This is a genomic window from Flavobacterium sp. XGLA_31 (genome assembly GCF_051547105.1).
GTDB lineage: Bacteria > Bacteroidota > Bacteroidia > Flavobacteriales > Flavobacteriaceae > Flavobacterium.
This window is the reverse complement of record NZ_JBPTTM010000008.1, coordinates 76,666-89,155: the sequence shown is the minus strand read 5'-3', so window position 1 is coordinate 89,155 and position 12,490 is coordinate 76,666. Positions and strand designations below refer to the sequence as shown.

Genomic DNA, 12,490 nt, shown 5'->3' with positions numbered 1-12,490 from the left:
CGAACAAATTTAAAAAAGTATTTTAAATAACATGCAATTTTAACTATCTTTTTCCCATTTGCCCACCACAGACGTTGCTAAAGCGTTCCCTAAAACATTGGTAGCGCTTCTGAACATATCACAAAAATGGTCAATAGGCAGTATCAAGGCAATACCTTCCACCGGTATCTTAAACATCCCGCAAGTAGCTGCCACTACTACTAAACTAGCTCTGGGCACGCCGGCTATTCCTTTGCTGGTTAACATCAGCACCAACAACATGGTCATTTGTGTGCCGGTATCCAGATACACCCCATAGACCTGAGCAATAAAAATACTGGCAAAAGTCATATACATCATGCTCCCGTCTAAATTGAAAGAATATCCCAATGGTAACATAAATGACACTATCTTGTCTTTGATACCAAATCGCTCTAACTCCTCCGTAAGTTTGGGAAAAACAGCTTCGCTACTGGTCGTTCCAAAAGCAATTACCAATGGACTGACTATTCTTTTGAGTAAAATAAACAAGTGATTTTTGAGGAAGACATATCCTATCAAAAACAAAAACAACCAAAGTGTACTTATTCCCACCAGAAAAGAGCTGAAGAATTTGGCATAGGTTACTAATAAATCGTTTACATCTTTAATTGCAAATACTCCCGCTATAGCACCAAAAACCCCAATAGGAGCAAACTTCATCACATAATTTACCATTTTAAGAATAATGTGAGAGGTTTTGTCCAAAGCATTGACCACCGGTTTGGCATTAGCTCCTATAGACGCAGCAGCTAATCCGAAGAATATAGAAAAAATGACAATCTGTAGTATTTCATTAGAAGCCATGGCTTCCACGATACTTTTGGGAATGATATGTTCAACAAAGTTTTGTGCTGAGAATCCTTCGGTTTTTGTTGTGACTTCGGTTGCTGCGGTCATGTCAACATTTCCCAGTTTTAATCCTACTCCCGGCTGTAATGTATTCACCCAAAACAGTCCTATTAATAAGGACACGAAAGAAGCTGAGAAAAACCAACCCAAAGCTTTCCCTCCTATTCGTCCAACCGCTTTGATATCGCCCAGTTTTGCAATTCCTACCACTAAGGTTGTAAATACCAATGGCGATATAATCATTTGCACTAACCGGATAAAAACAGTTGCCAGCATTTTAATTTTGTCACTGAAACTTTTTGCTTCATCCGGAATATAGTTGTTGTGTATCAAAATACCCAACAACGCTCCGGTAATCATGGCAATTAAAATCTGAACGGTAAGGTTGGAAAAAAAAGATTTCTGTTGAACTTCTGGAGTTGTACTCATTTATTTTTGATAGGTTTTGTTTAGTAAATAAAAATCGGCCAGCACTATGGCTGCCATGGCTTCCACTATAGGGACCGCTCTTGGCACCACACAAGGGTCATGACGCCCTTTACCCTGTTGCTCTATTAAGGTGTTTTGATTGGTCAGTACTTCTTGTTTTTGAATTAAAGTAGCCACGGGTTTGAAAGCTACCCTGAAATAAATATCCATTCCATTGGAAATTCCACCTTGAATTCCTCCCGACAGATTGGTTTTAGTGGTACCATCTTCATTGAATAAGTCATTGTGTTCACTGCCTTTCATCTTGGCCCCGCAAAAACCACTTCCCAATTCAAACCCTTTCACGGCATTGATAGACAGCATGGCTTTCCCTAATTCGGCATGCAATTTATCAAAAACGGGTTCGCCTAAACCTATAGGGACATTTTGGAGGACACAAGTTACTGTACCCCCAACTGTATCACCCTGCTTGCGGATTTCTTTAATATAGTCTTCCATTTTTTCGGCAGTAGCAACATCCGGGCAACGTACTGCATTGGTTTCGGTCAATGAAAAATCTAAAGCCTGGTAAGGTTTATCTATAAATATCTCTCCCACCGAGGAAACAAATGCATTGATTTTAATATCGGATAAGATCTGTTTGGCAATTGCTCCGGCTACTACCCTGCAGGCCGTTTCACGGGCAGAGCTTCGGCCACCTCCCCGATAATCACGAATGCCATACTTTTTTTCATATACATAATCGGCATGACTGGGACGGTAAGAATCCTTGATATGGGAGTAATCGTCTGATTTCTGATTGGTATTGGGGATGATGAAGCCGATTGGGGTACCGGTAGTTTTACCCTCAAAGATTCCGGAAAGGAATTGCACTTCATCCTCTTCTTTGCGCTGGGTTACAATAGCGGACTGGCCCGGTTTGCGACGTTGCATTTCTTTTTGAATTGCCAAAGTATCTAAAAGTATCCCGGGAGGACAGCCATCAATAATACCTCCCAAAGCTTCGCCGTGTGACTCCCCGAAAGTAGTGAGTTTAAAAAGTGTTCCGTAGCTGTTTCCGGCCATAATTTTTGTTTTAAACAAATATAGTTTTTTGAAATTATTTACCGAAATTTGAAACACACTTATTTTTTGGGGCAAAATTGAAACTTTGTAAACTTTAACAAAAATTATATAAATCAGTATTGGGTTAATGGCCTAACTTTGTTTTTATAAAATTGTTACTACAAATTCAATTTTAAAACATTTAAAAACAAAAATTAAAAACAAGAACAATGAAAAAATTAATTCTAAGTGCCTTTATGTTACTGGGAGTAGCAGCGGCAACACAAGCACAAGACATTTCGAAGAATGCATTAGGATTGCGTTTAGGAGACAACGATGGTTTTGGAGGCGAGATCTCTTACCAACGCGGTTTGTCTAAAAACAACCGATTAGAATTTGATTTAGGTTGGCGTAACAGCAAGCATGTGGATGCCATGAAGTTGGTAGGTTTATACCAATGGGTATGGGACATTGACAAAGGCTTTAATTGGTATGCGGGTGTTGGTGCCGGTATCGGGAGCTGGAGATATGATTATGCCGGTGTGAGTGAAAACGGTTCTATCATCTTGGCTGCGGGTGATATAGGGATTGAATATAATTTTGCCGAAGCACCAATACAATTATCGTTAGACTTCAGACCTGAGTTCTACTTAAACAACAGTGGAGATAATCAATTCAGAGAAGATAATTTCGGTCCGGATATTGCCTTAGGGATTCGTTACCGATTTTAATCTGATGACCCTTATAAATGAAAATCCCGTCTTAGTAAGACGGGATTTTTTTATTTGAAGACGATTGGTTTTTTGGAATTAATTTTTAAAATAGTATAGGGAAACAAGGTGTTTTCGTCTGAGAGATCTATCGGGGTATTCTTTTGAGTGTCTTTGATGTACACTTCAATTTCAGTAGCGGTTTCGATTACCTTTTCTATCTTAATGCGGTTGTAACTTTCTTTGGTAGGACCGGCATTGAGGATGACAAAGCTGCTCTTGGTGGTATCGTCTTTTTTTATTTTCTTTTTCAGGGTTTCATCGCCCAACAACATCATGATTTCTTTGGGTTCGGTCAGGACTTCATAGAATTTGATGTTGGCTCCCCCATCGTTATTTACGATTAATACTTCGTACAACGGTTTGTTGGCAGCGTTTTTATTTGTAGAACAGGCATATAAAAACAGTACCAGTCCCAGCAGGGCTATTGCTTTTTTTGTCATGACAGTTTCTGAATTTCTTTGGATTCGTTAATGGCCTGAAGATACAACTCTTCGTAAAGCGGCAGAATATTTTTGATATCAAACTGCTTTGCTACGCTCAACGCGCGGGTTCTGAACTCGGCGAGTGTGGCATCATCCGAAAGGATTTTCAGTGCATTGGCCGCCATACTGTCTACATCGCCTACATTGCTCAGGTAACCGGAGACACCGTCAAAGTTTACTTCGGGGAGACCGCCTGAATTACTGGAGATGACCGGTACACTCCACGCCATGGCTTCCAATGCAGCCAAACCAAAGCTCTCTGTTTCGGACGGGAGCAGGAACAAATCAGAATACGAGAGAATTTGGTCAATTTCGTTACTGTTTCCGAAGAAGATGACTTTATCCTGAATGCCAAGCTCGTAGCACAATTGTTCTGCTTTTTCCTTTTCGGGGCCATCGCCTACCATCATGAGTTTGGCCGGGATATTTTGTTGGATTTTATAGAATATCTTGATAATATCGGGGATGCGTTTGACTTTACGGAAGTTACTGATGTGGGTCACGATGCGTTCTTCCTTTTTAGCCATCACAGAGCGCTGGCAAGAAATGAGTTTTTCGTTTCGGATTTTATCTAACTCAATAAAATTGGGAATGACATGGATTTCCTTTTTGATATTGAACAGATTATAGGTATCCTCTTTGAGGCTTTGTGACACTGAAGTGACGATATCGGACTTATTGATGCTGAAATTTACGGCCGGTTTGTAAAACGGATGGTTTCCTACCAAGGTAATATCGGTACCGTGAAGGGTGGTGACCATAGGAATGTAAATCCCTTCGTCTTTGAGCATTTGCTTGGCCATATACCCTGCATAGGCATGAGGAATGGCGTAGTGCACGTGCAACAAATCAATTTTATAGAGCTTAACGGTATCAACTAACTTACTGGACAGTGCCAATTCGTAGGGTTGATAATGAAACAAGGGATATTCGGGAACGTTTACTTCATGATAGTGCACATTCGAGTTGAGCAAGGCCAAGCGCACGGGCTGACGATAGGTAATGAAATGAATTTCGTGGCCGCGGTGGGCCAGTTCCAGTCCTAACTCAGTAGCAACAACACCGCTCCCTCCAAAAGTAGGATAGCAAACAATGGCTATTTTCATATTATTTTTTGTTATTATTAAAAAGCGAGCTGAAGCTCGCGTACCTGAAGCCCACCGGGCTTCCTCCTCTTATTCTCAAATCGCCAAAAGTAGGATAGCAAACAATGGCTATTTTCATAGTATGGTTTTAGTGCAACGAATTTACGGAAATTAAGTAAGTGATTTTATAATTATTCGTTAAATATGGTAGGAGCTCCTTAGGAACGGGAGGTTCTTTCAGGGGTAACTCATGCTTGTTTAGCGGTTACTCATGTAAGTTTAGGCGTTACTCATATCAGTTTAGGCATTACTCATGCAAGTTTAGGCGTTACTCATGCAAGTTTAGGCATTACTCATGTTAGTTTAGTCATTACTCAAACAAGTTTAGCCGTTACTCATACCAGTTTAGCCGTTACTCATGCGAGTTTAGCCGTTGCTCATGTTAGTTTAGGCGTTACTCATGTCGGTTTAGGACTTGCTTTGAGTCACTGCCTGAATATCCATGGGAATTGAGGTGTAAAAGCGATGCTTACTTTTGGATGATTGCTTCCTGAATGACTTTTTGGATGTCTTCGCGTATGTTTTCTTTAGAGAGCTTGTTGGGCAAATTGGAATCCGGATAGGTACGGTTGGATAAAAACACATACACTATATCTGTAGTTGGGTCTGCCCACGCCATGGTTCCGGTGAAACCGGTATGCCCGAAACTGGACATGGAAACACAGCCGCAGGTAGGCCCTTCTTTGCCCAATTGGGGTTTGTCAAAGCCAAGGCCACGACGGTTGCCTTCGGTACAATACCAGCAGGTATTGAAATCGGTAAAGGTGGCTTCAGAGAAATATTGCTGTCCTCCGTAGTTGCCTTTTTGGAGGTAGAGCTGCATTATTTTGGCAATATCCATCGCATTGGAGAAGATCCCGGCGTGTCCTCCTACTCCGTCTTCCATGGCGGCTTCCATATCATGGACATAGCCCTGCACAGTAGTGTGACGGAAATAGGTATCAATCTCGGTAGGGACAATGACCGCTTTATCAAACCTTTTCAACGGATTGTAACCGGTATAGTTCATTCCCAGACTTTTGTAGAAATTATCATAGGCCAACTCGTCTAAGTGTTTGCCGGTAACTTTTTCTAAGTATTGTTTGAGGATGATAAAGGTAAAATCGCTGTAGCGGTATTCTTTTTTATCAATCAACGGGCTGTTGATGATTTTTTTCATGATGGTATCATGGTAATCATCGCGAAGGAAGAGACTGTCAGAGACTCTTTTGGTAAAGCCTTGGGTGTATACTTTTTTATAGTATTTGTCCATCGGCATTCCTGCGGAATCCAAAGTGGCTTTGTAAAACGGAATCCAAGCCTGCATTCTGCCATAATGCGACAAGAGTTCTTTGAAGGTGATTTGTTGTTTGTTGGATCCTTTGAACTGAGGCAGCATTTCGCCTAAAGTCGTTTCCAGGTTTACTTTTTTCTTGTCGTATACCTGCATCACATTGGGCAGGGTCGCTACCATTTTGGTTAACGAAGCCACATCGTACAAATCGGAATTCTTGACTTTATCGTTGCCTCCGTAGGTTTGGTTTCCGAATGATTTTTGGTAAATCACTTTACCTTTACGGGCTACCAAAATCTGCATGCCCGGTGCCATCATGTTGTCGATGGCTTTTTTAGCATAGACTTCGATTTGTTTTAGTTTTTCAGAGCTCATGCCCACATTTTCGGGAGCTGCAAAACCTAAGCGGTTGAGTTTTTCCGTAGATTCTCCGTCACCTACTTTGAAAGTACCGTTAATCGAAACCGGGAGTTTTCCTTTGGCTTCAATTGCCCCAAAGAGCAATTCGGCTGACACTTCCTGAGCCACCTCATTGTTTTGATAAGACACCACCACGGCTTTCATTTTGTCGAAGGTCAGACAGTTGGAAATGGCATACGGTTTGGCAAAACAATCCAGAATCACTTTCTTTTCGGAGGCCAGTTTGTCGATAATCAACAACTCGCCATAGGTAAGTTCGGGAGCTTTCCACCAGGTTTTATCTGATTTGTGGTAGCCGATAATTACGATATCAAAGTCTTTTAGCTTAAGTGCCAGTGAGTCTACATTGGCATCTGCCACTTCGGTAACTTCGGTGTATTTTTTTAAAGTGGTAACGAATGCACTGTTGGAATCATCTCCTAATTTAACATAGGCTATCTTTTGGCTAAGGTCTTTAATCGGGAGAATGTTTTCTTCATTCTTGGCTACGGTCACGGCATTTTCATACAACTCATACTTGAGGGCATCATTGTCAAACGAATTCAAATCGGCTGTCAGGTTATTGCTGTCAACGGGTTTGTATTTGTTGAGTCCCGCTTTGAATTTGTAGCGTAAAATCTTTTTCACGGATTCAGCAATTCGGTCTTCCGTAATCAAGCTGTCCTGATAGGCCACACAGAGTTTTTCAACAGCCAGCGGTACATCTTCAGCAAAAAGCAGGATGTCGTTTCCGGCCAAGAAGGCTTCTAAGTCAATATCGCCCGGCTTTTTAAAATTACTGGCGCCTTTCATATTGAGGGCATCGGTAAAAATAAGGCCGTCAAAACCTAACTCTCCTTTCAACACATCTGTTACTACGTGGTGTGAGATGGAAGTTGGGTAGCCTTCGCGGGGTTCTAAACTCGGCACATTCAAGTGGGCCACCATAACAGAGACCAACCCTTCGTCGAACATGCGTTTGTAAGGATACAATTCTACCTTTTCCAGATGGTCGAGCGAGGCGTTTACCACTGGCAAGGTGCTGTGGGAATCAGTGGCCGTGTCACCATGGCCGGGGAAATGTTTTCCGGTAGAGAAAATGCCTTGTCCTTGCGCTCCATTCATCAAAGCGATGGCATGCTCGGTAACACTCACTTTATTTTCGCCAAAAGAGCGGTAACCGATGATTGGGTTTTTGGGATTGGTATTGATATCTAAAACGGGCGCAAAATTAAAATGCACTCCCATTCTTTTGCTTTCCTTTGCCATGCTGGTTCCCACTTTTTCTATCAATTTCAAATCTTTGATAGCGCCCAGTGTCATGTTGAACGGATAGCGGAAGGTAGAGTCCAAACGCATGCTGAGTCCCCATTCGGCATCAATACCGATAAACAAAGGCACTTTGGACATGGCTTGGTATTTGTTCGTCAGCTTCACCTGACGCATCGGTCCGCCCTGGAAGAAAATCAACCCTCCTATTTTATAATTGCGTACAAGTTTCTCGATGGCATTGGTATGCACGGTATCTTTATTAGAATAGGCGGCCACCATAAAGAGCTGGCCCACTTTTTCATCAAAAGTCATTTTGTTGTAAATGCTGTCTACCCAACGGGTTTCGGCATTGGTATCGGGGAAAAAGTTTTTGCGTTCGGATTTTAAATGCGGGATGTAGATTTCTTCGTCTTCGGCAATTCCGGCCTTACCCAAAGCTATAGGCGTATTGACTGCTTTGTTTTTGGTTGACGCACAATTGGTCACCAAAAACAGCAATGCCGCGCATATACCTATACTGGATAAAAGCCTTTTCATGGACACGGATTAAAAGAAACGACTGTGCCAGCTTTCGCCTGCAGGGACTTCCCAGTTTTCGTTAAATTCTTCGATGGTATTGACCAGATTATTGAAGACAATAGTGTTGGCGGTAACCGCTTTTTCTTTTGCCATGCGTTTGAAATCGAGCAATGATTTGTGCGCGATGTGTTCCCCGTTTTTGAAGGTAACATTCATTTTATCTAACAAATCCACTTGGTATTTTTGTTCCAAACTTTGGATGAAAGACACCGATGTATCAATAGAACAACCGGTGGCCTGCTGCACTTCCTGATTGACTGCCAGGATAATGAAGCGGTTGTATTTTAAGAGATAAGAAGCTTCCAAACCGGTTCCGTGTGCCGACCAGTTTTCGAGGAATGTTTTTAAATCATTCTCAATTTCAGCCATCTCGTCATCCGAAAATTTGCGGTTGGATTGGTAAATCCAAATCCGGGATTCTTCGGGTAAATTTTCAAAGGGAACGTACATGAAACGTGTCGTATTAATGGTGAATTGTAAATTATAAATCTTGGGCGTTGGCAATGAGTTCGGCTACGTCCAATACTTTTATCTGGCCTTCTTTTTCTTTGGCTTTTATTCCGTCGGTCATCATGGTGTTGCAGAACGGACAACCGGCTGCGATGATTTCGGGTTGGGTTTCCAAAGCGTCTTCGGTTCTTTCAACGTTGATGTCTTTGTTTCCGTTTTCAGGTTCTTTGAACATCTGGGCACCACCGGCACCACAGCATAAACCGTTGGCACGGGATCGTTTCATTTCAACCAACTCGGCATCCAATTTTTGGATTAAATCTCTTGGGGCTTCGTACACATTATTGGCACGCCCTAAGTAACAAGGGTCATGAAACGTGATTCGTTTCCCTTTGAATTGTCCTCCTTCGATGGTTAATCTGCCTGAATCTAAAAGTTGTTTCAGGAACTCAGTATGATGCACCACTTCGTACACACCACCCAATTCCGGGTATTCATTTTTTAAAGTATTGAAACAATGCGGACAGGCGGTTACAATTTTCTTGGCTTCATAGGCATTCAACACCTCGATGTTCATCATGGCCTGCATTTGAAACAAGAATTCATTTCCGGCTCTCTTCGCCGGATCGCCTGTACAGCTTTCTTCGGTTCCGAGAACAGCAAACTCCACATTGGCCCGATTTAATATGCGAACAAATGCTTTGGTAATTTTTTTAGCTCTGTCGTCAAAGCTTCCGGCACAACCTACCCAAAACAATACTTCGGGTTGTTTGCCTTGAGCCATCATTTCTGCCATGGTAGGCACATGTAATACTTCTGACATCTTTTTATGTTTATGCGGTTATTTGTTTATCCGGTTATTTGTTTTGAATATTCAAAAAAACAAATAACCAAATCCACAAGTCATCTCTACTCGTGGTGCTCGTCATCGAACACCTGAATCGTTACTTCTTTTTCTACCAAATCCGTGAATTTCCCTCTGTAACGTGTGGCTTTTACCAAGTGGTTGTCAATCCAGTGGTAGTTGCCGCCGCGTGGTTTTCCAAACAGGATTCCGTGGTATTTGAAACCGTGCTTTTTAAGCCAAATCTCCGTATATTCTCTGTGAGCTTCGGTGCGCGAAGTAAAGAAGAATATAATGTGACCCTCGTCATACCATTTGTTCAACGTGGCCAGCGCATCAGGGTACACTTCGGCCGTCAACATTCTTTCAGGTTCTTCGTTAGGAATGTCATCGCAAACTGTTCCATCGATGTCGATAAGATAGTTCTTAATTCCTTCCGGTAAAATCGGGCTTAAATGTTGCCCGTTTTGGGTTACTGTTTGCAAGGTTTTGTCAATGTCTTCCGCTTTCATTTTGTTACTTTTTATCGTTTTTCAAATTCATTCAACAAATTCTCACGCCTCACAAATATGAGAATTCATCTGATTGGTATCTTAATTTTCGTCTTTCCAGTTTAATCGGTCCATTTGGTTGTATTGCCACGGGGCCCCATTGTTTTCAATGTTGGTCATCATGGCATTTAACGACTGAGGTGCGGCACTTTGTTCCATCACCAAATAACGTCTCATGTCCATAATAATCGATAACGGGCTGATGTTTACCGGACACTCTTCCACACAAGCGTTACACGATGTACAGGCCCACAACTCTTCTGCGGTGATGTAATCGTTTAACAAGGATTTATTATCCGGCACAAATACGCCTTTGTTGGCATCGATATTTTTACCTACTTCTTCCAGACGGTCGCGCGTATCCATCATGATTTTACGCGGCGATAATTTTTTGCCTGTTTGATTGGCCGGACAGGACGAAGTACAACGTCCGCACTCGGTACAGGTATAGGCATTTAACAACTGTACCCAATTCAAATCCTGCACATCCGAAGCACCAAACTTAGCCGGGGCTGCATCGGCATCAGCCGGTTGTGCTGCAAACGGATCGGCATTGGGATCCATCATCAGTTTCACTTCTTTGGTCACACTTTCCAAGTTATCGAATTTGCCTTTGGCGTTCAAATCGGCAAAATAGGTATTGGGGAAAGCCAGTAAAATGTGTAAATGTTTGGAATAGTACAAATAGTTCAGGAAGATTAAAATCCCGATGATGTGCAACCACCAGGCTGTTACTTCGATGGCTTCAACTTGAGCCACATCCAATGACGAAAACCATGGATTGATGTATTGTGAAATAACATTGCCGGAATTCATTGCCTGAAAATGCAAATCGGTGGCATTCATGATTAAGAACAAGGACATCAATACCATTTCAAAATACAAAATGGTATCGGCATCTTTTTTCGGAGCGCCTTTTAAATCGGAGCTGGCAAATCGTTTCAGTTTGATGATGTTTCTTCGAATCCAAAACACGACAACAGCCACCAAAACCAAAACCGCTAAGATTTCAAACGAACCAATGAGAAAGCCGTAGAATCCACCCAATCCCGAGAACACGCGATGCGTTCCGAAAATCCCGTCAATGATGATTTCAAGCACTTCCAAATTGATAATGATGAACCCCGCGTACACGATGATGTGCAGGAATCCGGCCACCGGTCTTTTGACCATTTTGGATTGACCTAAGGCAATCATGGCCATGTTTTTCCATCGGGCTGACGGATTATCGGTGCGATTGACATCGTGACCTAAATTGATGTTGCGTTTCAGTTTTTTTACATTGTTAGCAAAATAGCCTATTCCCGCAAGGAGAAGGATAGCAAAGAGTATGTTGTCGATATACATCATGGCTTGTGTTTTACTTTTTGACAGCAGTTCCGGCGGCTTCTGCTTCGGTTGGTGCTTTATAGGGTTTGTTTTTCTTTCCGAACAAGGAAACATTTACATAGCGGGTAGGATTCAAACGCAAATCCTGCAGCAGTAATTCCAGTTCTTTGGAGGTTTTAGCAAAATTATTATAGAGGGTTTCATCTTTGGCCAGTTTGCCTAAAGTTCCTTTTCCTGACTGTACATCATCCATTATTTTATCTACACTGGCTAATGTTTTTTCTAAGCTTTTCACCGTTTTTCCAATATTGATTTTGGCTAAAGAATCGGATACCTTACTAAAGTTGGCCGATGCTTTATCCATATTGGTCATGGTGTTGTTGATTTTGTTTTTATTCTCGGCTAACATTTGATTCGCAGTAGCGGCAGTTACTTTGAATTCAGCCAAAGTAGCATCCAGATTAGCAATACTGCTTTTCAGGTTCTCTTTGGTTTTTGAGTCCAATACCGAATTCACATTTTTCAGAAGTGCATCAGCGGAAACCACCATTTTCTCTACTTTTTCCTGTAAAGGAGTCAATCGTTCTGCTACTAAAGAAGTCAATCCCGGTTTCACATCTCCCTTTAAAATATCTCCGGATGCTGCTACTGATTTATCCTCAAAATTAGGCGTAATCATAATCTGCTTTCCGCCAATTAAGCCCGGCTCGTAGATAGATGCCACGCTGGATTTAGAAAAAGGAAAATCGGATTTAATCTGCAGTTCAACTTGGATTTTTCCGGAATCATTCAAAAAACTGATTTTGGTGATTTTCCCAACAGTCAGTCCGTTTATGGTAATCGGTGCCGAATTTTGGAGTCCCTCTACGTTATCGTATTGCACATAAAACGTTTTGTAGTTGGATAGCAAATCTTTCCCTTTTAAAAAACTATATCCCCAAATGAACAATAAAATCGAAGCAATAACTAATATCGCGGTCTTAATTTCTCTCGTAATTTTCAATGCTGTTTGTTTTTTGGCAAAGTTAAAATAAAATCCTATAACTCCTT

11 protein-coding genes are annotated in these 12,490 nt (G+C 41.7%); 1 reads left to right on the top strand and 10 read right to left on the bottom strand.

Annotated features, from left to right (window positions below):
* Nucleotides 1-39: 39 nt before the first annotated feature.
* Together ACSVH6_RS12535 and aroC are read right to left on the bottom strand one after the other, a co-directional pair.
* Complete coding sequence (locus ACSVH6_RS12535) at nt 40-1,299, bottom strand: dicarboxylate/amino acid:cation symporter (protein ID WP_438079010.1); 1,260 nt, start codon at nt 1,297-1,299, stop codon at nt 40-42.
* A complete protein-coding gene (aroC, locus tag ACSVH6_RS12530) occupies nt 1,300-2,364 on the bottom strand; it encodes a chorismate synthase (RefSeq protein ID WP_438079008.1) in 1,065 nt (354 codons plus the stop codon).
* 209 nt (nt 2,365-2,573) lie between these two features.
* Here aroC and ACSVH6_RS12525 point away from each other — a divergent pair, with 209 nt between their 5' ends.
* A complete protein-coding gene (locus ACSVH6_RS12525) occupies nt 2,574-3,074 on the top strand; it encodes a hypothetical protein (RefSeq protein WP_438079006.1) in 501 nt (166 codons plus the stop codon).
* Nucleotides 3,075-3,124: 50 nt separating this feature from the next.
* On the opposite strand, the gene ACSVH6_RS12520 is transcribed toward ACSVH6_RS12525, so the two are convergent.
* The 8 genes from ACSVH6_RS12520 to ACSVH6_RS12485 all read right to left on the bottom strand — a co-directional run bounded on the left by ACSVH6_RS12520 (nt 3,125) and on the right by ACSVH6_RS12485 (nt 12,443).
* Complete coding sequence (locus tag ACSVH6_RS12520; RefSeq protein WP_438079005.1) at nt 3,125-3,556, bottom strand: protease complex subunit PrcB family protein; 432 nt, start codon at nt 3,554-3,556, stop codon at nt 3,125-3,127.
* Nucleotides 3,553-4,704, bottom strand: a complete 1,152-nt coding sequence (bshA, locus tag ACSVH6_RS12515; protein WP_438079003.1) for an N-acetyl-alpha-D-glucosaminyl L-malate synthase BshA — start codon at nt 4,702-4,704, stop codon at nt 3,553-3,555. Before bshA ends, ACSVH6_RS12520 begins: the two co-directional genes overlap by 4 nt.
* Before the next feature lie 508 nt (nt 4,705-5,212).
* Nucleotides 5,213-8,224, bottom strand: a complete 3,012-nt coding sequence (locus tag ACSVH6_RS12510; RefSeq protein ID WP_438079001.1) for a glycoside hydrolase family 3 N-terminal domain-containing protein — start codon at nt 8,222-8,224, stop codon at nt 5,213-5,215.
* A gap of 9 nt (nt 8,225-8,233) precedes the next feature.
* Nucleotides 8,234-8,716: an ABC transporter ATPase gene (locus ACSVH6_RS12505; protein WP_438078999.1), complete on the bottom strand. Its 483-nt coding sequence runs from the start codon at nt 8,714-8,716 to the stop codon at nt 8,234-8,236.
* Between the two features lie 31 nt (nt 8,717-8,747).
* The gene (locus tag ACSVH6_RS12500) at nt 8,748-9,539 is read right to left on the bottom strand and encodes a (Fe-S)-binding protein (RefSeq protein WP_438078997.1); all 792 of its coding nucleotides are present in this window, start codon (nt 9,537-9,539) and stop codon (nt 8,748-8,750) included.
* Nucleotides 9,540-9,625: 86 nt separating this feature from the next.
* Complete coding sequence (locus ACSVH6_RS12495; RefSeq protein ID WP_438078995.1) at nt 9,626-10,072, bottom strand: LNS2 domain-containing protein; 447 nt, start codon at nt 10,070-10,072, stop codon at nt 9,626-9,628.
* A gap of 81 nt (nt 10,073-10,153) precedes the next feature.
* A complete protein-coding gene (locus tag ACSVH6_RS12490; protein ID WP_438078994.1) occupies nt 10,154-11,461 on the bottom strand; it encodes a 4Fe-4S dicluster domain-containing protein in 1,308 nt (435 codons plus the stop codon).
* Between the two features lie 10 nt (nt 11,462-11,471).
* The gene (locus ACSVH6_RS12485) at nt 11,472-12,443 is read right to left on the bottom strand and encodes an MlaD family protein (protein ID WP_438078992.1); all 972 of its coding nucleotides are present in this window, start codon (nt 12,441-12,443) and stop codon (nt 11,472-11,474) included.
* Nucleotides 12,444-12,490 lie beyond the last annotated feature (47 nt).